This window comes from Rothia sp. HMSC066G07 (assembly GCF_001814485.1).
GTDB lineage: Bacteria > Actinomycetota > Actinomycetes > Actinomycetales > Micrococcaceae > Rothia.
In genome coordinates, this window is record NZ_KV816917.1 from 20,465 (window position 1) to 46,348 (window position 25,884).

Consider the following 25,884-nt stretch of genomic DNA (forward strand, 5'->3'; position numbering starts at 1 on the left):
CCCCGCCGATGCGTGTGCATCGGCGGGCGAACTATATGCCGTGATTAGGCCGAGAGCTTTGCGCGACCCTTACCGCGGCGGCTCGACAGAATCGCGCGGCCTGCACGGGTACGCATACGCAGACGGAAGCCGTGCTTCTTAGCGCGACGGCGGTTGTTCGGCTGGAAAGTACGCTTGCTCATACTTTGTCTCCTTGATTTTTGCGGTTCGTGCCCTCACGGGTATCGGAACCGTACGCTTCTTGGTGCACGGAGGTACCGCGACTATTCGCAGTAGGCGGTGCACACACAACAGCACAACTTTAGAAGAGTGGAGGGCGTAAATCAAGTTCTTAACGCTTTTTTCCGCGTGATTCCGGGCTCGTTTGTGGCGTGGAGGCGGTGATTGCGGCGGGTGTACAGGCTGTGGAGACGCTACGTGATCTTGGGGTGTAAACCTGGGGATATTTGCGGCGGTACGGTATCCACCATGGTGCATATCCCACCCATACCTCCTACTATCAGCGAGTTATCCACACCCTTGAGCTTTTGGAGTTTTCCGCTAAATATCAGGGAAGAAGACCTGTTATACACTTAAATCCACCGCTTATCCACCTCTGTAATTACAAGTTTTCCACCGTGTGGAAAACTCTTGTGGATAACTTTCTCCCCCTGTGTATTAAGCGGGTAGAATCTTAATGACCTCGCGGTGGTTTCCGGCATGATTTCTTTACTGCACCACCGCTTCACATCGAGTGAAAGTAAAGAATTCCATGACCGACTCCCTTCAGGCGCGCTGGGCGCATCTGCTCTCCATTCTTGCCGCCGATCCGGCGGTAACGGCACGTCAGCGCGGTTTCGTGAATCTTGCGCAGCCTCAGGGATTGATGGGTTCTTCTCGCCTCATCATTGAGGTGCCGAATAAGCTCACCCGTGCGGTCTTTGAGGAGCAGATTAGCGCTTCGTTCCGTGCGGCTCTGCACGAGGCATTTGGCCCGTCGACCACCGCGCTTTTCGATGTGAATGAGTCGATGATTCCGGTTGAACCTGCAAATCAGGACGTTTTCCATGGTGAGCGTGAGGTGCCTGCTGAGCAGTCGCACGCACCTGCTGTCGTTCCGGCGGCTTCTGCGCATCCTGAGGCACCCGCCGGTTCGCGCGCTTTTGAGTACTACACGGAGCCACATCCGGGTCCTGACCACTACGAGGTGCCCGCTGATGAGCAAGTCACCCGCCCCTCCCTACACGCCTTGGAGGCGGAGCGTGCAGGATTCCCCTCCGCGCAGCAGGCTGCTCCGGTGGCTCCTGTTGCGGGTGCGCCTCGCGAGTACCCGGCACCCACTTTCGTTCCGGACGCCCCGGCGGTACCGGAGGCCCAGCAGGTGCATCCGCATGAAGACCCGGAAAACGCGCCGACTTGGGACAGCTCTGCCCGCCTGAACCCAAACTATACCTTCGACACCTTCGTGATCGGTCAGTCCAACCGCTTTGCGCACGCGAGCGCTTTCGCGGTGGCGGAGCAGCCCGGCATTGTCTACAACCCGCTGTTCATCTACGGCGGTTCGGGTCTGGGTAAGACCCACCTGCTGCACGCGATCGGCCACTACACCAAGTATCTGTACCCGAATTTGCGGGTGCGCTACGTGAATTCTGAGGAGTTCACGAATGACTTCATTAACTCGATTCGTGACGATGAGGGTTCGTCGTTCAAGCAGATTTACCGCAATGTTGATGTTCTGCTGATTGACGATATCCAGTTTTTGGCGGGTAAAGAGGCGACGATGGAGGAGTTCTTCCATACGTTTAACGCCCTGTACAACCACCAGAAGCAGATTGTGATTACCTCTGATTTGCCGCCGAAGCAGCTGACCGGTTTCGCTGAGCGTATGCGTTCGCGTTTCGGTTCGGGACTGAATGTGGATGTGCAGCCTCCGGAGCTGGAGACTCGTATCGCGATTCTGCGGAAGAAGGCTCAGAACGAGATTTTGCCGGTGCGCGATGACGTCATGGAGTACATTGCTTCCCATGTCACGGCCAATATTCGCGAGTTGGAGGGTGCTCTGATTCGTGCGAGCGCTGCCGCCTCGATGAAGAAGCCGCCGGAGCCCATTACCCTGGCTGAGGCGGAGACCTATCTGAAGGATTTGCTCTCTGATACCGGTGGTGCGGAGATTACGTCGGCGCTGGTTTTGGCGACGGTGGCGAAGTATTTTGATGTGTCCATTGAGGATATGCAGTCGAAGTCTCGCACCCGTACGCTCACGAATGCGCGTCAGGTGGCGATGTATCTTCTGCGTGAGCTGACCGAGATGTCTCTGCCGCGTATTGGTAACGATTTGGGCGGTCGCGACCATACGACGGTGATGCACGCGGTGCGTAAGGTGAGCGCGCAGATGGCGGAGCGTCAGACGATTTTCAATCAGGTGACTGAGCTGACGAACTTGATCCGCCAGGAGCAGCGCGCCGCCGGCTAGATGTGCTTTTGTCCCTGTCCCGTAGCTTATTTTGTGCCTCGACTAGGTGTTTTATAGGCTTCGAGGCAGGGGCTTCACGCTGGATTCAAGGATTTTAGCGACTCTCAACACTGGATTTTCGGGGTGTGGATAAGCTGTGCTTTAACTCATGCGTTCGTGTGGACGTTAAGTGCATGAATATTCAAAAGGTGTGGAATCGAGGAAATGTATAAATATCCATACACAATACATCCTCAGCACTGAGTGGATTCTTCCACTTAATGTCCACAGGCTACTTCCGCGTCATTGCAGGCAAGGAAGGGGTTTTCCACCGTTTCCACAAGCGTTAATAATACTACTGTACTTAAAGAAAAAATCCTCCCCATAACAAGTAGTTCTGCTCGACCAACTGGGCTGGTTCAGGTTTTTCTGTGCGCCCCTACTGAAAACGTAGATTTTCGCGGATTTGGATCGATAGCTGCACGCTATCTCTGGGTTTGGATTTGAAGGTTGGGTTTGAAGAAGAAACCAACACCGAACCATTACCTAATTCGAACCTGTTTTCGACTGGGTTTGCTACGCCTTCCGCCTATCTTTGTAATTACAAAAATACAGCGGCTCTGCATGCCTCATCTCACCCGATTTTTCGCTGCAGGATCGACTTTCGAGTCTCTGTGTAATTACAAAATCCGGTAGGATGGATAGACGCGCGCGCGGAAGATTCACTGCGCATCAGAGCACGCGATATTTCCGGCTCTTTCGCCCATAAGCTTTACGTGCGCCCCAAAATGACTCTCCAATTCCGTGAAAGGCGCCTTCTCGATGAAATTCACCGTTGAACGCGATGTCCTTGCCGAAGCAGTCGGCTGGACGGCACGCTCACTTCCGCTGCGTCCCACCTCCCCCGTACTCAACGGTCTGCTGATTACCGCCTCCGCAGGTGAGGTCAGCATCGCAAGCTTCGATCACGAGACCAGCGCCCGTCAGGTCATTGCAGCCGATGTTGAAGCAGAAGGCGTGTGCCTGGTTCCCGGCAAGATCCTGGCAGAAATTTGCCGCTCCCTGCCGAACGCACCCGTCGAGTTCACTGCAGATGAGTCCGTGATTCGTCTTCACTGCCGTTCCGCTAACTTCCAGCTGGCTGGCATGCCGGTCGTGGACTACCCCGAGCTTCCCGAGCTTCCCGAAATTTCCGGTACCGTGGACGGCGCCGAATTCGCTGAAGCCGTCAAGCAGGTTCAGATTGCGGTGTCCAAGGATGAGACCCTGCCGCTGCTGACCGGTATCCGCGTTGAAATCAATGGCGACACCATGACCCTGCTCGCCACCGACCGCTACCGCCTGGCAATGCGCGAGATTAAATGGAACCCGCGTAACCCCGATGTTCAGGCGGCTGTGCTGCTGAAGGCTAAGACCGTCTCCGAGGTCGGTAGCACCCTCTCCGGTTCCGGCGAACTGTCTATCGCCCTGCCCGCCGCCGGCGAGCTAATCGGCTTCGCAGCGGGTACCCGCCGCACCACCAGCGTCCTGATGGACGGCGACTACCCCAACATCCGTGCCCTGTTCCCCGAGCAGACCCCGATTCACGCGGTGGTTCGCACCTCCGACCTGGCCGAGGCTGCTCGCCGTATCTCCCTAGTGGCGGAGCGTAACACTCCCCTGCGTCTGAAGTTCACTCAGGGTTCGGTTGCTATTGATGCCGGCCGCGGTGATGAGGCTCAGGCTTCCGAGACTCTGCAGGCGCACCTGTCCGGTGATGACATCACCGTTGCGTACAACCCCGCCTACCTCTCGGATGGTTTGAAGGTTTTCGGTACTGAGTTCGTTCGTTTCTCCTTTACCGATGCGCCGAAGCCCGCCGTGATTTCCGGTCAGGACGAGCCTCTGGCTGAGGATGACCGCAACTACCGTTACCTGCTGATGCCGGTCCGCCTACCGTCGAACTAGTTTCAGCCTTTGCCGCCCCGTACGTCTTTCGGTGCCCTATGCATCGTGGGTATGTGCGGGGTTGCGCTGTTTTTCTGTGCTCATCCGCGCGGAAAAACCTAGTGTTGTGACCTCTCGCTGTGACCTCCAGTCCGGTGCGTGCCCTCCAGCCGGGTGCCGTGAAGCCCCCCTAAGAGAAGAACCCCGAGCTAAGAACCGCTAGCTAAGAATCCGTGTATGACCCCCGTGAAAGGAGCTTCCGGTGTATATCGACCATATTTCGTTGTTGGATTACCGCACCTACGCTCTGCTGAGCCTGCCTCTTTCGGCGGGAGTTACGGTGTTTCTGGGTTCGAACGGTGTGGGGAAAACCAATATTGTTGAGGCAATCGACTATGCAGCGTCGCTCTCTTCGCACCGCGTGAGCCATGACGGGCCGCTGGTTCGGGCGGGTGCTTCGCGCGCCTATATTCGTACCCGTACGGTGCGCGGTTCGCAGCAGACGGTGACCGAGTTTGAGATTGCTCCGGGGCAGAGTAACCGGGTGCGCATTAATCGTGCCGCGCCGGTGCGCGCCAGGGAGGCGCTGGGCATTGCCCGCACGGTGCTGTTTTCCCCTGAGGATCTTCAATTGGTGAAGGGGGACCCGGCGGGTCGTCGTCGTTTTGTGGACGATTTGGCAAGCTCCTTGCGTCCGGTGGTTTCCGGGTACCGTAGCGAGTACGAGCGGATTTTGCGGCAGCGTAATTCGTTGCTGAAATCCATGCAGCGTAACGCGCGGGACGAGAACGCTTTGAGCACGCTCTCGGTATGGGATGAGCAGCTGTCGACTCTGGGCGCTCAGCTGCTTTCTGCGCGTTTTCGTCTGTTGCAGCGTTTTTTGCCGCAGCTTCGCCGCGCCTACGCGGGGCTGACGGACGGCTCTAAAGAGGTCGGTTTCAACTATGAGTCGACTGTTTTTTCGAGCATGGGCGAGCGCTCGATCGAGCATGCGGCGCTGATGCGCGTTGAGGACCTCAAGGAGGCTTTGATGCGTGGTTTTGCGGAGCGTCGACGCGATGAGATTGAGCGTGGCGTGACCCTAGTGGGTCCGCACCGTGAGGATATTACCCTGCTGCTCGGTGGTATGCCGGTGAAGTATTTTGCCTCGCACGGTGAGAGCTGGTCTTTTGCTCTGGCGCTGAAGTTGGCGTCCTGGTTTGTGCATGTTGAGGATGACTCCTCGGTGGGTTCTTCGCCGATTCTGATTCTTGATGATGTGTTTGCGGAGCTTGATTCTGCGCGCCGCCACCGCCTGGGCGCGATGGTTGCCGATGCGGAGCAGGTGCTGATTACCTGCGCGGTGCTCAGCGATATTCCGGAGGAGCTGGGCGACTACCGCCTGGTGTCGGTGACGGCGGGGCGCGCCGAGTATGTGCAGCCTGCCGCTGGTCCTGTCACTGACTCTGCGGGGCAGCCGAATTCGACCGTTTCTGCGCTCGCGGAGGGTGACGGCGATGAGTAACCCCATTCACCCTCAAAACCATGTTTCACGTGAAACATTCGATGAATTCGCGGAACCGCAGTTTGCGGAGCCCCAAAACCCGCGCGAGGTTGACGGCGTGGGTGAGTTCTACCGTGATGAGGTGGACGCCCCCTCCGCCCTACTGACCCGTATGCGAGTGGCGGCTCAAGAACGCGGCGAGGCACCTCTGAACGCCTTCTCTGCGAATAAAATCATGCGCGATTTTGGTGCGGTCATGTCCGGTGTCGCCTCGAAAAAGAAATCACGGCGAGCGCAGGGATGGGACCCCCGCATCATGGGTGGCTATAGCGGCCCCGGAGAGAGCTCTCGTGACCCCAAACCCCTTGGCGGCATTGTTAGTGCTCTGATTCGTTCTCGCGGCTGGAAAGAGCCCGTGGCAGTCTCTAGCGTGCTGGCTCGCTGGGCCGAGCTAGTGGGTCCTGAAATTGCGGCACACACCCGCCCGATCAGCTTCGAAAACTCCATTGTTGAAGTCCAGTGCGACTCTACCGCCTGGACGACTCAGTTGCGCCTGATGCACGGGCACCTCATCGAGCTTTTCCGCCGCGAACTGGGTGAGGGTGTCGTAGCTCAGGTTCGCGTACTGGGCCCGAATAACGGACGCTGGAACCAGCGAGGCTATCGGCGTGCCACCGGTATGCGCGGCGTGCGCGACACCTACGGGTAGCCTTCTGGGTGCCCCCGACCCTCGAGCACCTTCTGGTTGAACGGTGTTAGGTCAAAATAAGCCTTTTTCTGCACGCTATGAAAGCTATAGAAGCGCCGGCAACCCTCACGAGGCTGTGAACTGTACCCCCTACCTTAAGAGGGGGTTGAACCACTCTAAACCGCCTTTGCGGGCTTTTGAGCGGGTAATAGCCTGCAAAAAGCTCAATAAATGACGCCCGTAGATGGTTTTAAGCTCTCTTGCTCGGTAAAATAAAAGAGACAATGCGTAAAGTGTGCCCACCTATGGGCACCACCGGCAACGCGGGTTGTGCAGGCACTTTCTTGTGCCCCTGTGAGGCGTTCTAGGCTCCGCTCTTGGCTACCCGTAACTTTTCTTCGCCGGTTGCATCATCTACTCAAGGAGTTCTGCCTCGTGGCATCTGAACAGAATGCATCTGAACAGCAGCATGAATACGGTGCATCCGATATTACCGTGCTGGAAGGTCTGGAAGCGGTTCGCAAGCGCCCCGGCATGTACATTGGCTCGACCACTGAGCGCGGTCTGCACCACCTGGTCTACGAGGTCGTAGATAACTCGGTCGACGAAGCGCTCGCCGGCTACGCCTCCAAAATTGACGTGACCATCCAGGCTGACGGCGGTGTTCGCGTAGAGGATGACGGCCGCGGTATTCCCGTGGATGAGCACCCCACCGAGCACAAGTCCACCGTTGAGGTCGTTATGACCGTGCTGCACGCTGGCGGTAAGTTTGGCGGCGGCGGCTACTCTGTTTCTGGTGGTCTGCACGGTGTGGGTATCTCCGTGGTGAACGCGCTGTCCACCCGCGTGATTACCGAGGTGCACCGCCAGGGCTACGCATGGCACATTTCTTTCTCTAATGGCGGTGTGCCGGACGGCCCCCTGCGTAAGGGTGAACCGTCCGATAAGACCGGTACCATTCAGACTTTCTACCCGGACCCGGAGATTTTCGAGACCGTCGAGTTCGACTTTGAGACTCTGCGCGCCCGTTTCCAGCAGATGGCATTCCTGAACAAGGGCCTGACCATCACCCTGACCGATGAGCGCGAGAAGTTCGTCGGTGACGAGGTTGCTGAAGAGAGTGAGAAGAAGGAAAACATCCTCAACCGCGTGCACGCGAACGCTGAGGGTTTCACGACTGTCACCTACCGTTACGACAACGGCCTGTTCGACTACGTACACTTCCTCAACGCAGGCGCGAAGACCATCGTGAACGAGGAGATTGTCTCCTTTGAAGCCGAAGACACTGAGCGCAACATGAGCCTGGAAGTGGCGATGCAGTGGACTGGCGCCTACAAGGAGTCCGTCTACTCGTACGCGAACACGATTAACACCCACGAGGGCGGTACTCACGAAGAGGGTTTCCGTGCCGCTCTGACCTCGCTGGTGAACCGTTACGCGCGTGAGAACAAGCTGTTGCGCGATAAGGACGATAACCTCACCGGTGAAGACGTGCGTGAGGGCCTGACTGCGGTGATTTCGATTAAGATTTCTGAGCCGCAGTTCGAGGGTCAGACCAAGACCAAGCTGGGTAATTCGGAGGCTAAGTCCTTCACCCAGCGTGAGGTGAACGATCACCTCGGCGACTGGTTCGGTCGTAACCCCGCGGTGGCGAAGGACATCGTGCGCCGCGCAATCACCGCCGCTCAGGCGCGTATTGCAGCCCGTAAGGCACGCGAGACGACCCGCCGTAAGGGCCTGCTGGAGACTAGCTCCATGCCCGGTAAGCTCAAGGACTGCTCCTCGAAGGACCCGTCGATCTCTGAGATTTACCTGGTGGAGGGTGACTCTGCGGGTGGTTCGGCTGTTCAGGGTCGCGACCCGAACACTCAGGCTATTCTGCCGCTGCGCGGTAAGATCCTGAACGTTGAGCGCGCTCGCCTGGACCGCGCCCTGTCCAACGCTGAAATTCAGGCGATGATTACCGCTTTCGGTACCGGCATTGGTGATGACTTTGATATTGAGAAGGCACGCTACCACAAGATTGTTCTGATGGCGGATGCGGACGTCGACGGCCAGCACATTACGACCCTGCTGCTGACTCTGCTCTTCCGCTTTATGCGTCCGCTGATTGAGGCGGGTTACGTGTACCTGGCTCAGCCGCCGCTGTACCGCATCAAGTGGTCGAACGCTCCACACGATTATGTGTACTCGGACGCTGAGCGTGATGAGGCTCTGGCTCGTGGTGCGGCGAAGAACCTGCGCCTGCCCAAGGATAACGGCATTCAGCGTTACAAGGGTCTGGGTGAGATGGACTACACCGAGCTGTGGGATACCACCATGGATCCGGCTCGCCGCACCCTGCTGCAGGTGAAGATGGAAGACGCAGCGGCGGCTGACCAGATCTTCTCTGTTCTGATGGGCGAGGACGTTGAAGCTCGCCGTGAGTTTATCCAGCAGAACGCAAAGGACATTCGATTCCTCGATATCTAGCCCGAAACGGCATATGCCCCGTATGGAATATGCCAAATGAGCTATATAGCCGAGCGAGTCATTGAGGAATGAGAAAGTAATGAGCGAAGAACAGCAGAATAAATCCACTGAGGTTGATGTAGTTAGCAACGGTGGCGCTGAAAATGTAGACCACCACGGTCACATTGAACAGGTGGACCTGCAGACCGAAATGCAGCGTTCCTACCTGGACTACGCAATGGCGGTTATTATTGGCCGCGCCCTGCCGGATGTGCGTGACGGCCTCAAGCCCGTGCACCGCCGCGTGATCTACGCGATGTACGACGGCGGCTACCGCCCGGACCGATCCTTCAATAAGTGTGCCCGCGTGGTTGGCGACGTAATGGGTCAGTTCCACCCCCACGGCGATAGGGCTATCTACGACACTCTGGTGCGTCTGATTCAGAGCTGGATTATGCGTTACCCGCTGGCTCTGGGTCAGGGTAACTTCGGCTCCCCCGGTAACGACGGTGCCGCAGCGCCTCGATACACCGAGACCAAGATGGCTCCCATCGCCCTTGAGATGGTGCGTGACATCAACGAAGACACCGTTGATTTCCAGCCCAACTACGACGGCAAGTCCCTGGAGCCTACCGTTCTGCCCGCGCGCATCCCGAACCTGCTGGTCAACGGTTCTTCGGGTATTGCTGTGGGTATGGCGACCAATATTCCGCCGCATAACCTGCGTGAGGTTGCTGAGGGTGTGGAGTGGTTCCTGAAGAACCCGCACGCCACCAATGATGAGCTGCTGAACGCTCTGATGGCGCGCATTAAGGGCCCCGACTTCCCCACCGGCGCACAGATTCTGGGCACCAAGGGCATTGAGGATGCGTACCGCACCGGTCGTGGCTCCATCACCATGCGCGCGGTGGTCAACGTGGAAGAAATCCACGGTCGTACCTGCCTGGTGGTCACTGAGCTGCCGTATCAGGCGAACCCGGATAACCTGGCGATTAAGATTGCTGAGCTCATCAAGGACGGTAAGGTCACCGGTATCGCGGATCTTCGCGATGAGACTTCGGGTCGTACCGGTCAGCGTCTGGTGATTGTGCTCAAGCGTGATGCTTCCCCGAAGGTTGTGTTGAACAACCTGTACAAGCACACCCAGCTGCAGGAGAACTTCTCCGCGAATATGCTCGCCATTGTTGATGGTGTGCCGCGTACCCTGTCCCTGGACGCGTTTGTGCGTCACTGGGTGGATCACCAGATGGACGTTATCGTTCGTCGTACCCGTTACCGTCTGCGTCAGGCGGAGGAAGAGGCGCACATCCTGCGTGGCCTGCTGAAGGCTCTGGATGCTCTGGATGAGGTTATTGCCCTGATTCGCCGCTCCCCCACCGCTGATGAGGCGCGTAGCGGCCTGATGGAGTTCTTGCAGATTGATGAGGCTCAGGCTCAGGCAATTCTGAACATGCAGCTGCGTCGTTTGGCTGCTTTGGAGCGTCAGAAGATTCAGGATCGTCACGATGAGCTGATGCGCATGATCGCTGAGTACAACGCGATTATTGCTTCGGAGACTCGCCAGCGCGAGATTATCTCTGAGGAGCTGGGCGAGATTGTGAACCGCTACGGCGATGAGCGTCGCACCCAGATTATGTACGGCTACAACGGCGACATGTCTATGGAAGACCTCATCCCTGAGGAAGAGGTCGTGGTTACGATTACTCGCGGCGGCTACATTAAGCGCACCCGCAGTGATCAGTACCGTAGCCAGCACCGCGGCGGTAAGGGCATTAAGGGTGCCTCGCTGCGCGGTGATGACGTGGTGGAGCACTTCTTTGTGACGACTACGCACAGCTGGATTCTGTTCTTCACGAACCTGGGTCGCGTGTACCGTGCGAAGGGTTACGAGCTGCAGGAAGCCGGTCGTGACGCGAAGGGTCAGCACATTGCGAACCTGCTGGAGTTCCAGGGCGGTGAGCATATTGCTCAGGTGATGGAGCTGAAGAGCTATGAGGATGCTGAGTACCTGGTGCTTGCTACTCGCGGCGGCATGGTGAAGAAGAGCCGCCTGAGCGATTACGATACGAACCGTACTGCCGGCCTGATTGCGATTAACCTGCGTGAGGGCGATGAGGTTGTTTCGGCGTTCACCGTTTCGGATAAGGACGATATTCTGCTGGTGTCGCGTAACGGTATGTCGCTACGCTTCCACGCTGATGATGCGTCGTTGCGCCCGATGGGTCGTTCGACCTCCGGTGTGACCGGTATGAAGTTCCGTGAGGGCGACGAGCTGATTTCTGCGAATGTGGTTACTGAGGGTTCCTTCGTCTTCGTGGTCACTGAGGGTGGTTACGCGAAGCGTACGAGCGTGGATGAGTACCGCGTGCAGGGCCGTAACGGCTTCGGCATTAAGGTTGCTAAGCTAGTTGAGGATCGTGGCGCCCTGGTGGGTGGCCTCATTGTGGACGAAGAGGACGAGGTGCTGGTGGTTATGGCCAGCGGCAAGGTCGTTCGTTCTAACGTGAATGAGGTTCCTGCGAAGGGACGCGATACTATGGGTGTTATCTTTGCAAAGCCCGGTAAGGGCGATTCTATTATTGGTGTTGCACGCAACCAGGATCGTCAGCTGGATGATAGCGACGATGAAACCACTGAGAACACCGAGGCTTCGGAGTCTTCTGAGGCGCCCGGTACGGACAACGAGGGTGAAGCGGCGGCTGCCGATCTCACCGCTACTGGAGGTAACTAATGAGCAGCACTCCCGCGAGCTCCTCTCCTGCGTCGGCACAGCGTTCGGCGTCGGCTGGTGCATCTAAGTCTTCGGGTGCGGCTAAGGCTGGCGCGCGTCGCCCGGCTCAGGCGCGTTCGGGCCAGGCTCGTCCTGGCGGTACCGCTAAGCGTCCTGTCGGCAAGCGCCCTGTAAACGCTAAGCGTCCGACCGGTTCGCGCCGTCAGCTGGTGCGTCCGGCGCCGCGTTCGAAGATTCGTCGTGCGCGTCTGGTGGTTCAGAAGGTTGATACGTGGTCGGTTGCTAAGCTGATCTTCCTGCTGTCTATTGCCCTGGGTATCGTGACCGTCGTGGCTTCGGTGATTCTCTGGCTGTTCCTGCAGGCTTCTGGTGCGTTTACCGGTGTGAACCAGCTGATTAGCTCGCTGGGTACCGGTTCGACCACTGTGGATATTTCGCAGATGATTTCGCTGGGTCAGGTTGCTTTGGTGACTACTATTTTTGCTGTGGTCAACACTGTGGTCTTTACTCTGCTGGGTATGATTGGCGCGATTCTGTACAACCTGGCTGCGAAGCTGGTTGGTGGCGTGACCTTGACTCTGAGTGATGAGTCCTAGTTTGTAGCTTTTGAGCTTTGTGTGCGGGCGGTTCTGTCTCTGGTGGAGGCGGTGCCGCCCGTTCTGCATGCCCCGCTCTGTATGCTCGGGAACCCCCAATATTAAAGTGTGATACAGAACATGCTTTTTCGATTTGGTGTTACCTTCAAACACCTGTATAGTTATATCTCGTTCTACGGAAGAAATTCCGCAGAAGGAGGGCGTATAGCTCAGACGGTTAGAGCGCTTCGCTGATAACGAAGAGGTCCCAAGTTCGATTCTTGGTACGCCCACTCCACACTATGAAAGGCAATAATGAAGAAATTATTGATTCTTGCTGTTCTTTCGTGTGTTACTGTGATGGTTCTGAAAAAGTACCAGAGCAATGAGGTCGTGAAGGCTTGGAAAAATAACTAAACAGTGGTTTCCGCTGAGACGGGGGCGTGGCGCAATTGGTAGCGCATCTGCTTTGCAAGCAGAGGGTTAGGGGTTCGAGTCCCCTCGCCTCCACTTTCCGGTGATTATAGCAAGAGGGAAACGCCTGGTTCCATTCCGAACCCAGAAGCTAAGACTCTTCGCGCCGATGGTACTGCACTTTTGTGGGTGTGGGAGAGTAGGTCATCGCCGGTTTATTTTTGAGAAAGACCCCGTATCGAAAGATGCGGGGTTTTTTGTTGTATTCGCCGAAGTTGTTGTATCTGCTGATGTGATGCGGGGGAATAGATGCGAATACCTCGCGAAGTTGATGTGCTGCGTGCGCCGCGGGTATAGATTCAATTCTTCGTGATATTCGAATGTGCACGGCTGTAGGAAACCCCTACTGTGGAGAATGTGCTCCGCAGAAAGCCCCGCGCCGTAAAACCCACAGGGGTGTCCCGTGTGGGTAGCTCGGTGACCTAAATGAGGTCTGAATAATAAAGGTGTGTCACAAAAAGAAAGCTGGGAGGTTCCTGAAAGTGAACACTTGGTGAACACACTTTAGCCTCTTGATGGATATAATCACCCCTCTCCCCCGCACTCTCGCATAAGCCACATAAACCAACTTAAGCATTCCGATAGGTGCACCCTTTTTTCCGCGGAATATCGGGAGAGTTTCCCCTGAAATATGGGCTCTATAGTAAAACCCTCATAAAAATCCGCTCAATGCCGTGGGTTTATCTGTTATTTCGTGTTAATTCGGAATACTTTAGATTTCGCGAAAACCGACAGATAATTTTCTTGTGACTACAGAACTCATTATTCTCGTGATCGTGGTGCTGACCGCGCTCGCCTTCGACTTTACGAATGGCTTCCACGACACCGGCAACGCGATGGCAACCTCCATCGCCACCGGTGCGCTGAAGCCTAAGACCGCCGTGGCGCTGTCTGCGTCCCTGAACCTCGTCGGCGCGTTCCTCTCTGTTGAGGTGGCACGCTCGGTTGGTAGCGGCATCGTGAACCTGGATCGTATCGATGTAACAACAGACGGCCCGGCGCTGATGCTTATCGTCTTTACCGGCCTGGTTGGCGGCATCCTCTGGAATGTTTTGACCTGGCTTCTGGGTCTTCCCTCCTCCTCATCGCACGCTCTGTTTGGTGGCCTGATTGGTTCGGCTATTGTCGCGATCGGCTTTGACGGCGTGCAGTGGATGGGCGTTCTGTCCAAGATTATTGTTCCCGCGGTCCTCTCCCCCGTCATTGCGGCTATTGTGGCGGCAACCGGCACCTGGCTGGTCTACCGTATCGCTGCTCCGGTGGCTGACGACCGTAAGCACGGCGGCTTCCGTAAGGGACAGGTCGCGACCGCATCCCTGATGTCTCTGGCGCACGGCACTAACGATGCGCAGAAGACCATGGGCGTGATCTTCCTGGCTCTGGTTGCTTCGGGCACCCTGAGCAACGATGATGCGATCCCCCTGTGGGTGAAGGCTTCCTGTGCTATCGCTATTGCTCTGGGTACTTACCTGGGTGGCTGGCGTATTATCCGCACCCTCGGTAAGGGCATCGTTGAGGTGGATACCCCGCAGGGCGTTGCCGCTGACGGTGCATCTGCTGCGATTATTCTGACCTCTTCCCACTTCGGTATGGCTCTGTCGACCACTCACGTGGCGTCCGGTTCGATTCTGGGTAGTGGTCTGGGACGTAAGGGTGCTGAGGTTCGCTGGTCTGTTGCTGGCCGCATGGTGGTTGCTTGGCTGATTACCCTGCCGGCTGCCGCGATTGTGGGTGCTCTGACCTGGTTGATTGGTCACGGCCTGAATGCTCTGACCGGCACCCAGTTTGTTGGCGAAATGACCGTGTTCGCTCTGCTGGTGATCTTCTGCTTCCTGATGTGGCGTCATTCCCAGAAGGACAACATTGACGCTTCGAACGTGACTGGCGACTGGGATGAAAAGGAAGGCGCTGCAGTCACCAGCGCTGACGCATCCGCAGATCAGACCCTTGCTACTGAGAAGGCAGGTTCGTAGTCGTGGAATATCTGATGGACATTGTGAACAAGGTTATTCCGGTGCTGATTGCCGGTTTGTTCTTTGGCGCGGGCCTTCCGGCGCTCTATGCGCTGGGTCTGCGTATGCTGGCTGGTCGTACCGAGTACACCGCGGACGGCAAGCTCGTTGAAATTGAGCCTCCGGGAACGGCGGCGAAGATTGCTGCGTTCTGCATTTTTGCTATTATCGTAGCAATCGTAATCATCGGTATTCTCTGGGTCGCTAAGGACTTTATCGACCACACTTTCGGCTGGAATATCTTCGGCGTAACCGGTGGAGGCCACTAATCCCGTGAACACTAAATTGCATATGATGACTGCTTCGAAGGAGGGGCTCGATGCCTGATAAGAGCATGATCTCTCGAGTAATCGACTGGCTGAGCGTCGGGTATCCCAAGGATGTTCCGGTGCAGGACCGCGCGGCAGTGATGGCTATTTTGAAGATGCGTCTGACCGATGAGCAGCTGCAGGAAGTTGTTCGTCAGCTCATGCAGTCTCGCGCTGCCCGTGGTGAGGCGTATGTGAGTGACCAGCGCATTAATGAGTACATTCGCCGCGTGGTGGACCATACTCCGACTCCTCAGGATATTGACCGCGTCGCTAAGATTCTTGGTGCACACGGCTTCCTGATTGCGGAGAACCACGTGAACGAGGATGCGGAGCCCACCGCAGGCGGCACCGAGTACGTTGCGTATGAGGATCCGACGACCGGCGAGATTCGCATTGCGGAGCTTGCTGCTGAGTCGGCTAATATCCCGGCTCCGAATGCTACTTCGGCTGAGGAAGCTTAAATAATCTGCGCTGAGAGTTCAGAGCTCTCATGAAGCTTGTGACCTATGGGGTGGACTGAGTCCACCCCATAGGTTTTCTTTATGCCCTTGCGATGGATGCGCAGCGGGTTGTCGGCATGCGCATAGGTGCGGGCGGTATTCTAGAGGGACTTCACTCCCCTCAAACCGTTGGTGGGCTTTGCGCTCGCCCTGCATCCTGGAGATTCTGTGTCTTCTTCCCCTTCTTTGGAACCCGAGAACTCTCACATTCCCGATACTTCTACCCGGGGAGCCTCTCAGGGCTCTTCTGAGGCAGCATCCGTTGCCGCTGAGGACTCTGTGACTAAGACCCCCTCTACCCGCGTAGATGCCGCTAAAGAGGCTATTGCCGGGCAGGTGCGCCGCCTCGTGGTGCCCCGCCGTTCCCTGCTTCTGACCGGCGGCGTGGTTGCCGCCGCCGGGGTGCTTGCCGCAATGCCGCAGATCGCCGCCACCGGTGTGCTGGGTGAGGACGCGGCGGTGGTGGTTTCAAATGAGAAGCTGCTGGCGCGTCGTGAGCGTCTGGTTCGCGAGAATATTGATACCCGCTACCTGAAGATTGAGTCGCTGGGGCGTATCTATGTGGGTAAGGGGCGTAGTGAACAGGATCTGCGCCTGGTGGGTTCTTTCTCCCTCACGCAGGCGGCGCAGGCCGACTTGGCAGCGGCTGCTACAGCGCTGACGAATCTGTCCGTTTATGGCTCTTTGCATCGGCTGAGCGTCACCTACGGAGGTGTGGACTCGGCGAATGACCCGCAGAACATCGCTAATACCGCTACGGATGCGCCGGTGAGCCCGCTGCGCGTGAATGAATCGGCAACCCTGAAGGAAGAGCAGTGGCTGAAGGTGCTGACCGCTAATGCGGCGTTGGGTACCACCGCGAGCTATGCGCAGGTGGGCCTGTTGGCCGATGAGCTGCGTCTGAACGCCGTTGTGATTGATGAGAACTATGAGTCCCTGCTGAAGCGCTTCCGTACTCTGGCTGAGCTGGATTTGAAGAACGAGCGGGTGCAGCAGGTTCACCTGAATATTCAGTTGGCTCCGGAGAAGGCGCTGAGCCTGCCCTCGGGCGCGCAGTCGAAGATTTCGGTGAGTGTTGCCGAGTCTTCGCGTGTGGCAACGGTCGCTGATGTGTTGTCGAAGGCCGCCACGAAGAAGGAACTGAATACTTTGGCGTCGTTCTCGCTGGTGTGGAATGCTCGCGAGAAATATCCGTCGGCGAGCCAGTGGGATGGGTTCAAATTGGGTTTCACGGCTCCCGAGTCGAAGGAGGAGTCCGCGAAGGAGGCGCAACGCACCGCGGTTCGTAAGTATCTGCAGGAAGTGAGCGGTCCGCTGCAGGCTCTGACGAAGCGTGAGGCGACGGTGCCGGGTGAGGTTATTACCTAAACCCCTCAGTAATGTGATGGGTCTAACTAAAAAAATGTGCCTGGGGATTTGGTGAAGCCGCAAAAGGTGTTATAGACTAGTAGGGCACCGCGGGGGCGTGGCGCAATTGGTAGCGCATCTGCTTTGCAAGCAGAGGGTTAGGGGTTCGAGTCCCCTCGCCTCCACTTTCCGGTGATTATAGCAAGAGGGAAACGCCTGGTTCCATTCCGAACCCAGAAGCTAAGACTCTTCGCGCCGATGGTACTGCACTTTTGTGGGTGTGGGAGAGTAGGTCATCGCCGGTTTATTTTTGAACCGAGAACCCCATGTCGAAAGACATGGGGTTCTTTGTGTATCCGGGAAATATCAAGGGGATACCCGGGGAAGGTTAGCGCTCTAGCTACAGCCACCTCCCCCCTCCAAAACCAAGAAAAACCCAAAACAATAGCCGCCCGCCAGAGCAGAAACTCTAGCGGGCGGCTATCTTTCATAAAGCACTCCCTCACGCCGCCAGCGGCGCCTCAGAAAGCCTTAGAGAAAAAGATACAGGGAACGCTTATGCGTTCTTCCAGGGGTCCTCTACGGGACGAGCTGCGTTGTAAGCTGCTGCGCCTGCAACACCCAGAGCAACCAGCAGACCCAGGAACGCCAGGCCCTTACGGGGGCGCTTGCCGCCGTTACGCTCAATACGAGCCAGTTCCTTCTCAGCGGCGCGAACGGTCTTCGCGGTAGCCTTACGAGCCTTCTTCAGCGCCTTCTTGTTGCCGGTCAGCTTCTCAGCGAACATCTCAGCGGTCTTGCCTTCCAGCGCGGACTCAACAGCAGCCAGGGAAGAGACAACAGCCTGAGCCTTAGCAGCCTTGCGTGCCTTACGCTTCTTGCAGCAGAACATGGGGTGACCTCCATCGGTTGAAATGCGCCAGCAGGCAGAAAACGCCGCCGCGCGCGTAGTGTTCACCTCTCAGGATATTCAATTCCCGCCCAAAAAGCCCGCCCAACGGTGCGCCCGGGGCGAAAAAACATGTTAGATGGCGAATGAGCGCCACCCCGTGCCACAATAGAGCCATGACTAATGCAACTGCTAAGGCAACTATCCACACTAACTACGGTGACATTGTCGTCGAGCTCTTCGGCAACCACGCACCGCTGACTGTTGAAAACTTCATCGGCCTCGCTGACGGCTCCCGTCAGTGGAAGCACCCCCGCACCGGTGAAATCATGAACACCCCCCTGTACAAGGACGTCGTGTTCCACCGCATCATCAAGGACTTCATGATTCAGGGTGGTGACCCCCTGGGCATGGGCGTTGGTGGCCCCGGCTACCAGTTCAAGGACGAGATTCACCCCGAACTCTCCTTCTCCAAGCCCTACCTGCTGGCAATGGCTAACGCAGGCCCCGGCACCAACGGTTCTCAGTTCTTCATCACCACCGTTGAGACCCCTTGGCTGAACGGCCGCCACACCATCTTCGGTGAGGTTACCGACGAGGCATCCAAGAAGGTTGTTGACGCTATTGAGGGCGTTGAGACCGGCTTCCAGGACCGCCCGGTCAAGGACGTTGTCATCTCCTCGATCGACATCGAAAAGCTCTAATAAACCCCATCGGAAGGCTCATACGAGCATTCTGCTGAAGGTGTTGAGAAAACACGTATAGTTCAGGGGCCCGCCAGGATTCTTCCGGTGGGTCCCTGCGCTTATATGCCCGCGCGCGCCATCCCCCGCACACCACCCCGGTTGATCCGGTACACAACCCCTGGAGGTTCAGTGGAGAACTTTCCCAACTACGCAGGCTACGGGCAGACCCCAACCGTCTGCGTCAACCACCCCAACCGCGTTAGCTACGCCCAGTGCAAGCGCTGCAACCGCACCGTCTGCGGCGAATGCCAGGTAGCGCTGGATGTGGGCATGGTCTGCCCCGACTGCTACCGCGACCTCACGGGCGGCAGCTCGAAGGCGCAAGGTTCGAAAGCACAGGGCTCATTCCTGGCGCGCCACTGGCACATTACGTACACGCTCATTCTGATTAACGTCGCGATGTACGGTCTGCAGCAGATCATTCCCAATGAATGGGTGGTTAGGCACGGCAACATCTGGTGGCCCTACGTCCAGCATGGCGAGTACTACCGCATCATCAGCTACGGTTTTCTGCACATGCAGAACGACCCGATGCACCTGGTGTGGAACATGATTAACCTCTTCATCTACGGCGTGTCCCTCGAACGCATGATGGGGCGGTGGAAGTTCCTCCTCGTGTACCTGGGCTCTATCGTCTTCGGCGCCCTCGGCGTGTACGTGCTGGCATCTGACACCAGCGTGGTGGGTGCCTCCGGTGGTCTATTCGGCCTCATGGGCTCTTTCTTGACCCTGCTAATCATCAGGAAGCAGAAGGACACCGCACGCCTCTTTATTCTGCTCATGGGTATTGATGTTGTGCAGAGCCTCTTCCACCCGAATATTTCCCACGCGGGACACTTTGGCGGTCTTGTCAGTGGCGCGCTCGCGACCCTGCTGATTATTCCGTTCGTGAAGAAGCCCGAGTCATCTGAATCTTCGGAGCCGCCGCAACAGGGCCTGCAGCGGCGGTTCAAGGGCCGCTATTGAGCCTGAAACCCGCGGAAATCCGCCTCGGAGTCGGGTTATCCACAGCAGTTTTCCACATTGTGTATAACTACATTCGTGTAATTCCACGAGTGTGAGTACATGTTAAAAACCTGTGGATACAGGCTAGAATGACCGAATTACACAGAGTGAATTACACGGGTGTAAGAGTTTTCCCCAGATTTCTCCACAGATGTGGAAAACCTTAAATACCAGGGTGTGTGTAATTACAAAAAATTCCGGTGCTACGCACCAACAAAATGTGCCCGGAAGGATAAACCTTCCGGGCACTTTTGCGTATCGAGCCCCTCACGGGGCGAAGAAGCAGCGGGCGCGAACCTAGTTCGCCTGAGCCTCCGCCTCCTCAACCTCCTCGGGGGTCAGCTCCACGCCGGTGTACAGGCGGAACTGCTCAGCAGCCTGCAGAGCAATCACCTCACCACCGTGAATAACTTCCTTGCCGGCCGCACGAGCCGCACGAATCAGCGGAGTCTCAACGGGCATTGCCACCACGTCGAAAACAACCTGCGCCTCGGCAATAGCCTCTTCGGGGTAGGACAGCTCCTCGCTCTCCTCACCGCCGGCCATGCCAATCGGGGTCACGTTCACCAGAATTGGTGCACGCAGGTTACCCACCTCCGGCGCCCACGCGTACTCGTAACGCTCGGCCAGCGCGCGGCCGGTCTCCTCATTGCGGGCAATAATCATGCCCTGCGAGAAGCCCGCGTCGAAGAACGCACCAGCCACCGCAGCCGCCATACCACCCGAACCGCGCAGCAGGAACGGCAGAGAGGGATCCACGTTATGCGAACGCAGCAGGGAAGCCACCGCAATCACATCCGTGTTGTACGCCTTCAAGAAGCCGTCAGTGTTCACAATCGTGTTCACTGCGCCAATAACCGCAGCCGAGTGGTCCATATCGTCCATCAGCGGGATAACAGCCTGCTTAAACGGCATAGACACCGAGCAGCCACGAATACCCAGAGCACGCACGCCGGCGATAGCACCCTCAATATCGGTGGTGGTCATCGCCTTGTACAGGTAATCCAGACCGTGCTTCTCGTACAGGTAATTGTGGAACTTAATACCGTGATTCGACGGGCGACCAGACAGGGAAATGCAGACCGTCGTATCGCGGTTCAGCGCCGGGCGAGCCATCTTAAGCCTCGCCGCCAGCGTCGAGAGTGTTCTCAATCAGCTTCTTCACCTTGTTTCGGCTCACCAGGTCAGCGACCACAAAGTGGGTGTCGCCGGTGTCCACGGTGGGGACGGTCGCGTTGCCGTCGTTGAGGGACTTCACGTGCGCCTCAGCCTGCGGATCCTCCCAAATGTTCACCCAGGTAGCGTGGTCGCCCAGCTCGCCCAGCTTAGAATCCAGAGCCTCGCAGTAGGGGCAGCCGGGGCGCCAATAAATGACGACGCCGCCATCCTTCATGACCTCGCGTGCCTTCTGCTGATCGGACTGCTGACGTTCAAACATAGTTCCTCCATAGACGGGGTGCTCCGCGGTCTTCAGGAGGCGCTGAAACCTGCCTGAGGGCGCAAGCTCAATAAGTTGACATATCAAGCATAGCTGAGCGTGCAGGGGCGGGGGAGAGGTCCTCATAGGGCGAACGCCCGCGCCGCACTCCCACAACCCGTGCAGCACTCCCGCAGAAGCCTTCACCCTGCGCTCAAGAAGCCTTCACCCTGCGCATTAACGGCATACGCCCCACACCAAGGTTGCCGGACCAATGATGCGGGGCGTATACAGTTCGCGAGAAAGCGCGAGTACTTGTGCTGAGTAAGAGTAAAAGAAGAGTGAAAACAGGCTACCATGCGGTAACCGAAGCTGAGCAATATGCCGAGTGAGTCGGTGAATGAAAGAACCCAGGCGGGGCAGAACGCCCCATTATTTGAGAGAGATGTTGAGTGAAAGCCGTTGAGTGAAAGCCTGTAATGCAAACCCAGGGAAATGGCGCCCTACCCCACGAGGAAGCGAGGCAGGGCGCCAATCCAAAGGAGGCTATCGCCTTACTTGCCGAACTTCTCGGTCAGCTTGGAGACGTTCTCGGTCACGACCTCTTCAACCTTGGCAACGTGCTCGTCGGTGACGACCTCCTTGCCAGCCTTCTCGTTGATGACTTCCTGAGCCTTGTCGAGGCCCTGCTCAACGGTACCCTTGATATCGAAGCCCACGGGGGCCTCCTTTCTGCGCTTTCGCGCTCTAAAGCCTCACTCTTGGTGAGGGGCCTGCCCGGAGCGGGCAGAAAACTGGAGTGTGATGCTTTGGTGGACGAAACCTGCAAGCTGGGCTTGTATGTGACGGTCGAACCCAGTGTAGATGCCATCCATATGCCGGACTATAGGCATCAAAACTTTACAGCTCACGGATTGCGTCCGTCGATAAGTGTACATACCCGCGAGGGCAAGAAAAACCACCCTCAGAAAACGTGGCGCCACTTTTGACCAACGACCAAAAAATTATGGCTTATCAGCGCGTTATTACGGGGGATAACCGGAGGAAAATTGCAGAAACTCGCAGGAAACTTCCAGCTAAGAATATTGTTCAAACCCCTGAAAAAACACCCCTATGACACCCCGCCGATTTATGACAGACCTCAGCGCCCAACCCTACAACACCGGAATATCCGTAGGAGCAGCGCCCGCAGCCCAATCATGAGACGCCGCAAAACCAGCAACCATCGGCAAAAAACGAGGCGCCGCATAGCCGCGCACAGCATACGCAGTCGCCACCGCATCCGCGGCAGCCTCCAGCTGAGAGGTCGGAATCAGCGCCATCACCGCGCCACCAAAACCACCACCCACAATACGGGCACCCAACGCGCCCCGATCCAGGCACACCTGCACCGCATCATCAATCTCAGGGCGAGAAACACGCAACTCATCACGCATCGATACAAACGACTCCGTGAAAATGCGGCCCGCCTCCTCAAACGCCGCAAAGCCCAGCTCATCAGCATGTTGCAGCAAATAGCTCGCACGACCCACCAGAGTCATATCGTGGAACGCATGACGCACCCAACCACGCGGGAACGAACACGGACGACCCGCATCCTCCAGAGCATCCAAGGCACGATTCACCGAAGAATCCACCAAGTCAGCACGCCACGCCTTTGCCGCACGCGCATCCATACCCGCACACGACAAATCCTCCGGTAGGGCATCACGCAAAAAACGCAGACCCAAAGCGTCAGCGCACGTCTCAGACGCCGCACGACGAGCCGCAAAACCGCCATCCGTCAGCTCATGCGGAGTGTTCGTATCGATCACCAAAAAACTCAGGCCATGCTGGGCAATATCCACCGCAACCGGCTCAATCGAAAAATCACGGAAATCAATCACCAGAGCCTGCTCCGGATACGAACGCAACGACGCCGTCTGATCCAGGCCACCCGTATGCGCGCCAGCCACCTTATTCTCAGCCGTAATACACACCTGAGCCAGACGCGCACGCAAAGCATCACTATCAGCCGGGGTAGCATCCGCCTGCGGGCACTCCTCACGCACCGGACACGAGAGCTCCAACAACGCCAACGCCGTCGAACACTCCAAAGCCGCCGAAGACGACAAACCGCCACCCACCGGAACACGAGAATTAATCAGCAGGTCAGCACCAAACTCATCGGGCAGCATAATATCCCTGCCACCCTCCTGGTTCATCGCCCACGCAACACCCGCCACATAGGTGAACCAGCCCTTCAAATGCCCCGGCTGAATATCGCGAATCACAACCGTGCGTTCATCGCCGGGCATCTGCAACGACGAAGCACGCAGCACGCCATCGCGACGCAACGCACCCGCCACATAGGTGCGGTACGGAAGCGGCATCGGCAGACACGAGCCGCCCAAAAAATCAATGTACTCGCCCAAAAGATTTAGGCGCCCAGGCGCCGACCACACACCATCAGGCTCATAACCGTATGCGGTAATAAACTCCTCACGCACACGCGCAATCTCCGCGCTATGGTCCGGAAGAGCCGCCCACTGGGCGGTAGCGGTCATCGACATGGAACACCTCTGATCAAGCCCCGAAAGGGGCGCTAGGACGTAAACGACACCCCACCTGTACCCGACACCCAACGGGCATCAGCGCAAGCACGTGTCACCTCTAGACTAAAGCAGAGCACCAACGAACATCGACTCAGCCGCCAAACCGCACCAGTTTCAATCCGCACAAATTTCAGTGCACGGCAGGGGAGAGGCACACAAGAAGGCGCGTAGCCTACGAATACGCAAACTCCCGATACGCAAAAGCCCCGCACCCCACAAAGGGGGCACGGGGCACCATACATAACTAATAAACCAAAAGAAGGTGATTACGCATCCTGCGTATAGGGCTCCTGCACCACCATCATCGAATCAATCGCAGAGAGCAGATCCTGACGGTAACGGTTAAACGCATTCTCAATCAGAGGAACATCGCCACTCGCCACAGCCTCCTGCGGAGAAATCAGCGGCAGAGTCTGATACTCCTCCACCAGGCTCAACGCAATATGAGTCAACAAACGAGCACGACGAAGAGCCTCCGCATGACCCAAACCAAGAGCCTGGAACTCATGAGCCATCGCCACCACCGGCTTCAACTCACGCGGGTGCAGCGTCAAGCTCAAACGCACCACCTCAGGGCACTCACGAATCGGGTAGAGCAAGGAAAACAGCGTATCGCCGCGGCGAATCATCGAAGCGCGAATAGCCTCCGGATTCGGCTCAGCCTCCTCAGACATCGACTTCGGGGCACGAGCCAGAATGTAATCCGCCAACAGAATCAGAAGCTGCTGCTTATTCTTCACGTGGTAGTACAGGGCGCCGGGAGCCACGTGAAGCTCCTGAGCGAGTCGGCGCATGGAAAGGTCCGCCAAACCGTAGGTCGCCAAGACCTCGTAGGCGGTATCTAGAATCTTTTCACGGGAAAGTACCACCCTTTCATTTTAGGGTGTTCAAATCTGTAACGTGAGCAAGATGCACCCCGCGGCAAACAAAAACCCCACAAATACGCGGCACAAACCCAAAAAGCAATGTTGATTCTCACTCACCCGGAGCGAACGTTTCGCGTTTCACGAGCAGTTTTAACACCAAAAACACCCCAAAACACGCAGAACTGAGCTGCCGCCCACGCTCTCGGCATAAATTCATGTCTTAAACCGCCCAAAACCGCCAAGACAGGCAAACCTCGCGGGCGCCCACCCCAAAATCAGGTGTTTAATATTCGGTATGAGCAATGCATTTTCTGAACTAATCGAGCGCGCCACCGCAGGCGAAGGCCTCAACCGCGAAGAAATCCACACCCTCCTCGTGGACGGTGAAGGCCAGGACTTCGCTCTCATTGAGGCAGCCTCCGTCGTGCGCCGCAACGAATTCCGCAACATGATTGCAATCCACACCGAAGATGAAGCACTCGCCGATGCACTCGGCACCCGCTCCATCGCCGTAGATTCCTACGACGTGCTGGACATCTCCCGCGACATCGACTCCGAAGAGCTCGCGGCAACCATCGAACGTATTGCTGAATCCTCCGCCATCGGCGTGACCGTACTGCTGCCCGAAAATGCAGTACCCATGATGCTGATGCGCGTGCTGTCCATCCTGCGCCTGGCGGCACCTGCCAAGGTCATTCACCTGCCCGAAGGCTACGAGCAGTCCCTGCGCTCGCTGACCTCCCTCGCAATGCACGTGGTCAGCGCCATCACCATTACCGACGACATTGAGCAGTGGCCCATGGTCAACGAGGTGCTCAAGGCTCTGCGCCACGGCGGCATCGTCATTTCCGGTACCGCTGGACGTGACGCCCTCGCAGGCTACCTGCGCTACCTCTCCGACCTCGGCGTGGACCTCATGGGTCACCGCGACGCACGCGGCTCCGCCTGTGGCTCGGTTGACGGCGGCGGATGCGGTTGCGGTTCGGGTGGCTGCGGTAGCCACGAGGAGCCGGCACCTTCCGCTGGTGGTTGTGGCTGCGGCTCGGGCGGATGCGGTTCCTCCGCTGAAGCTCCCGCTGAGCCTCACGGTCACTCTCACGGCGGCGGTGGCTGCTGCGGTGGCCACGATGAGCCGAAGGAAGAAAAGGGTGGATGCTGCGGCGGCCACGACGAGCCCGAGCCGGTCGTCGAAGAAGCCCCCGCTGGTGGCTGTGGCTGCGGTGCTGGCGGTTGCGGATCCAAGTAACCTGCTAGGGGTTCTTGCCCCAAGCTTTATATTCCAAATATAGAATTTTCCCCTGAATAACCTGCTGAAAAGTAAGGATATTCAGGGGAAACTCTATATTCCGTAAAGGGTATTAGGCTCAGAGGTAAACAATTCCAGAATAAACGCTACAGAACCCCCATATCCGAAAAACGGAATGAACCCCTCCGGTAG

General features: G+C 57.3%; 21 protein-coding genes, 3 tRNA genes and 2 rRNA genes. 19 read left to right on the forward strand and 7 right to left on the reverse strand.

The window, feature by feature from the left end; genetic code table 11:
* Positions 1-44: 44 nt before the first annotated feature.
* On the reverse strand, positions 45-182 hold the full coding sequence (gene rpmH, locus HMPREF2971_RS00570) for a 50S ribosomal protein L34 (protein ID WP_005504094.1): 138 nt from the start codon (positions 180-182) through the stop codon (positions 45-47).
* A 569-nt stretch (positions 183-751) separates the two neighbouring features.
* On the opposite strand from rpmH, the gene dnaA reads away from it, so the two are divergent.
* The 16 genes from dnaA (at position 752) to rrf (HMPREF2971_RS00650) (ending at position 17,234) form a co-directional block, all read left to right on the forward strand.
* Entirely contained in the window at positions 752-2,452 is a 1,701-nt protein-coding gene (gene dnaA / locus HMPREF2971_RS00575) for a chromosomal replication initiator protein DnaA (protein WP_049341944.1), read from the forward strand.
* Between the two features lie 801 nt (positions 2,453-3,253).
* Positions 3,254-4,378, forward strand: coding sequence for a DNA polymerase III subunit beta (gene dnaN / locus HMPREF2971_RS00580; protein ID WP_070542277.1), 1,125 nt, complete (start codon positions 3,254-3,256; stop codon positions 4,376-4,378).
* A 241-nt stretch (positions 4,379-4,619) separates the two neighbouring features.
* Positions 4,620-5,861, forward strand: coding sequence for a DNA replication/repair protein RecF (recF, locus tag HMPREF2971_RS00585; protein ID WP_070690582.1), 1,242 nt, complete (start codon positions 4,620-4,622; stop codon positions 5,859-5,861).
* Positions 5,854-6,549 (forward strand): DciA family protein, encoded by a 696-nt coding sequence (locus HMPREF2971_RS00590; protein ID WP_005504102.1) that lies wholly within the window; start codon positions 5,854-5,856, stop codon positions 6,547-6,549. Before recF ends, HMPREF2971_RS00590 begins: the two co-directional genes overlap by 8 nt.
* Before the next feature lie 414 nt (positions 6,550-6,963).
* Entirely contained in the window at positions 6,964-9,000 is a 2,037-nt protein-coding gene (gene gyrB / locus HMPREF2971_RS00595; RefSeq protein WP_070690584.1) for a DNA topoisomerase (ATP-hydrolyzing) subunit B, read from the forward strand.
* A gap of 79 nt (positions 9,001-9,079) precedes the next feature.
* Positions 9,080-11,710, forward strand: a complete 2,631-nt coding sequence (gyrA, locus tag HMPREF2971_RS00600) for a DNA gyrase subunit A (RefSeq protein WP_070690591.1) — start codon at positions 9,080-9,082, stop codon at positions 11,708-11,710.
* Positions 11,710-12,306, forward strand: a complete 597-nt coding sequence (locus HMPREF2971_RS00605) for a DUF3566 domain-containing protein (RefSeq protein WP_012902635.1) — start codon at positions 11,710-11,712, stop codon at positions 12,304-12,306. Before gyrA ends, HMPREF2971_RS00605 begins: the two co-directional genes overlap by 1 nt.
* 198 nt (positions 12,307-12,504) lie before the next feature.
* Positions 12,505-12,578: transfer RNA gene (locus tag HMPREF2971_RS00610), tRNA-Ile, on the forward strand.
* A 144-nt stretch (positions 12,579-12,722) separates the two neighbouring features.
* Positions 12,723-12,795 (forward strand) — tRNA-Ala (locus HMPREF2971_RS00615).
* A 3-nt stretch (positions 12,796-12,798) separates the two neighbouring features.
* Positions 12,799-12,915, forward strand: a 5S ribosomal RNA gene (rrf, locus tag HMPREF2971_RS00620).
* A 590-nt stretch (positions 12,916-13,505) separates the two neighbouring features.
* Entirely contained in the window at positions 13,506-14,732 is a 1,227-nt protein-coding gene (locus tag HMPREF2971_RS00625) for an inorganic phosphate transporter (RefSeq protein ID WP_049354138.1), read from the forward strand.
* A 14-nt stretch (positions 14,733-14,746) separates the two neighbouring features.
* Entirely contained in the window at positions 14,747-15,040 is a 294-nt protein-coding gene (locus tag HMPREF2971_RS00630; RefSeq protein WP_044149971.1) for a hypothetical protein, read from the forward strand.
* 50 nt (positions 15,041-15,090) lie between these two features.
* Positions 15,091-15,543 carry a DUF3349 domain-containing protein gene (locus tag HMPREF2971_RS00635; RefSeq protein WP_049345093.1) on the forward strand — a complete coding sequence of 151 codons (453 nt, stop codon included), beginning with the start codon at positions 15,091-15,093 and terminating at the stop codon, positions 15,541-15,543.
* A gap of 207 nt (positions 15,544-15,750) precedes the next feature.
* A complete protein-coding gene (locus tag HMPREF2971_RS00640; protein ID WP_246825006.1) occupies positions 15,751-16,950 on the forward strand; it encodes an acetamidase in 1,200 nt (399 codons plus the stop codon).
* Between the two features lie 91 nt (positions 16,951-17,041).
* Positions 17,042-17,114, forward strand: a tRNA-Ala gene (locus HMPREF2971_RS00645).
* 3 nt (positions 17,115-17,117) lie between these two features.
* Positions 17,118-17,234 (forward strand): 5S ribosomal RNA (gene rrf, locus HMPREF2971_RS00650).
* Positions 17,235-17,485: 251 nt separating this feature from the next.
* Here rrf (HMPREF2971_RS00650) and HMPREF2971_RS00655 read toward each other — a convergent pair.
* Positions 17,486-17,821 carry a hypothetical protein gene (locus HMPREF2971_RS00655; RefSeq protein ID WP_049345994.1) on the reverse strand — a complete coding sequence of 112 codons (336 nt, stop codon included), beginning with the start codon at positions 17,819-17,821 and terminating at the stop codon, positions 17,486-17,488.
* Positions 17,822-17,994: 173 nt separating this feature from the next.
* On the opposite strand from HMPREF2971_RS00655, the gene HMPREF2971_RS00660 reads away from it, so the two are divergent.
* The gene (locus tag HMPREF2971_RS00660) at positions 17,995-18,522 is read left to right on the forward strand and encodes a peptidylprolyl isomerase (RefSeq protein ID WP_005508008.1); all 528 of its coding nucleotides are present in this window, start codon (positions 17,995-17,997) and stop codon (positions 18,520-18,522) included.
* Between the two features lie 171 nt (positions 18,523-18,693).
* Positions 18,694-19,530, forward strand: a complete 837-nt coding sequence (locus HMPREF2971_RS00665) for a rhomboid family intramembrane serine protease (protein WP_070690595.1) — start codon at positions 18,694-18,696, stop codon at positions 19,528-19,530.
* A 336-nt stretch (positions 19,531-19,866) separates the two neighbouring features.
* Here the strand turns inward: HMPREF2971_RS00665 and HMPREF2971_RS00670 are convergent, their stop codons facing one another.
* The 5 genes from HMPREF2971_RS00670 to HMPREF2971_RS00690 all read right to left on the reverse strand — a co-directional run bounded on the left by HMPREF2971_RS00670 (position 19,867) and on the right by HMPREF2971_RS00690 (position 24,449).
* The gene (locus HMPREF2971_RS00670) at positions 19,867-20,685 is read right to left on the reverse strand and encodes a shikimate 5-dehydrogenase (RefSeq protein ID WP_049326840.1); all 819 of its coding nucleotides are present in this window, start codon (positions 20,683-20,685) and stop codon (positions 19,867-19,869) included.
* Between the two features lies 1 nt (position 20,686).
* A complete protein-coding gene (locus HMPREF2971_RS00675) occupies positions 20,687-21,007 on the reverse strand; it encodes a glutaredoxin domain-containing protein (protein ID WP_060824126.1) in 321 nt (106 codons plus the stop codon).
* A 533-nt stretch (positions 21,008-21,540) separates the two neighbouring features.
* Entirely contained in the window at positions 21,541-21,705 is a 165-nt protein-coding gene (locus tag HMPREF2971_RS00680) for a hypothetical protein (protein WP_005504128.1), read from the reverse strand.
* Between the two features lie 435 nt (positions 21,706-22,140).
* Positions 22,141-23,538 carry a galactokinase gene (locus tag HMPREF2971_RS00685; protein WP_070690598.1) on the reverse strand — a complete coding sequence of 466 codons (1,398 nt, stop codon included), beginning with the start codon at positions 23,536-23,538 and terminating at the stop codon, positions 22,141-22,143.
* 308 nt (positions 23,539-23,846) lie between these two features.
* A complete protein-coding gene (locus HMPREF2971_RS00690; protein ID WP_012902649.1) occupies positions 23,847-24,449 on the reverse strand; it encodes a TetR/AcrR family transcriptional regulator in 603 nt (200 codons plus the stop codon).
* Between the two features lie 292 nt (positions 24,450-24,741).
* Between HMPREF2971_RS00690 and HMPREF2971_RS00695 the strand changes: the two genes are divergently transcribed.
* Positions 24,742-25,692 (forward strand): biotin synthase, encoded by a 951-nt coding sequence (locus HMPREF2971_RS00695; RefSeq protein WP_070690601.1) that lies wholly within the window; start codon positions 24,742-24,744, stop codon positions 25,690-25,692.
* Positions 25,693-25,884: the final 192 nt, after the last annotated feature.

Excerpts from the sequence above, each read along its gene's own strand:
- rpmH (WP_005504094.1), bottom strand. The coding sequence starts at position 182 with ATGAGCAAGCGTACTTTCCAGCCGAACAACCGCCGTCGCGCTAAGAAG.
- dnaA (WP_049341944.1), top strand. The coding sequence starts at position 752 with ATGACCGACTCCCTTCAGGCGCGCTGGGCGCATCTGCTCTCCATTCTT.
- dnaN (WP_070542277.1), top strand. The coding sequence starts at position 3,254 with ATGAAATTCACCGTTGAACGCGATGTCCTTGCCGAAGCAGTCGGCTGG.
- HMPREF2971_RS00590 (WP_005504102.1), top strand. The coding sequence starts at position 5,854 with ATGAGTAACCCCATTCACCCTCAAAACCATGTTTCACGTGAAACATTC.
- gyrA (WP_070690591.1), top strand. The coding sequence starts at position 9,080 with ATGAGCGAAGAACAGCAGAATAAATCCACTGAGGTTGATGTAGTTAGC.
- HMPREF2971_RS00605 (WP_012902635.1), top strand. The coding sequence starts at position 11,710 with ATGAGCAGCACTCCCGCGAGCTCCTCTCCTGCGTCGGCACAGCGTTCG.
- HMPREF2971_RS00630 (WP_044149971.1), top strand. The coding sequence starts at position 14,747 with ATGGACATTGTGAACAAGGTTATTCCGGTGCTGATTGCCGGTTTGTTC.
- HMPREF2971_RS00635 (WP_049345093.1), top strand. The coding sequence starts at position 15,091 with ATGCCTGATAAGAGCATGATCTCTCGAGTAATCGACTGGCTGAGCGTC.
- HMPREF2971_RS00655 (WP_049345994.1), bottom strand. The coding sequence starts at position 17,821 with ATGTTCTGCTGCAAGAAGCGTAAGGCACGCAAGGCTGCTAAGGCTCAG.
- HMPREF2971_RS00660 (WP_005508008.1), top strand. The coding sequence starts at position 17,995 with ATGACTAATGCAACTGCTAAGGCAACTATCCACACTAACTACGGTGAC.
- HMPREF2971_RS00670 (WP_049326840.1), bottom strand. The coding sequence starts at position 20,685 with ATGGCTCGCCCGGCGCTGAACCGCGATACGACGGTCTGCATTTCCCTG.
- HMPREF2971_RS00675 (WP_060824126.1), bottom strand. The coding sequence starts at position 21,007 with ATGTTTGAACGTCAGCAGTCCGATCAGCAGAAGGCACGCGAGGTCATG.
- HMPREF2971_RS00685 (WP_070690598.1), bottom strand. The coding sequence starts at position 23,538 with ATGTCGATGACCGCTACCGCCCAGTGGGCGGCTCTTCCGGACCATAGC.
- HMPREF2971_RS00695 (WP_070690601.1), top strand. The coding sequence starts at position 24,742 with ATGAGCAATGCATTTTCTGAACTAATCGAGCGCGCCACCGCAGGCGAA.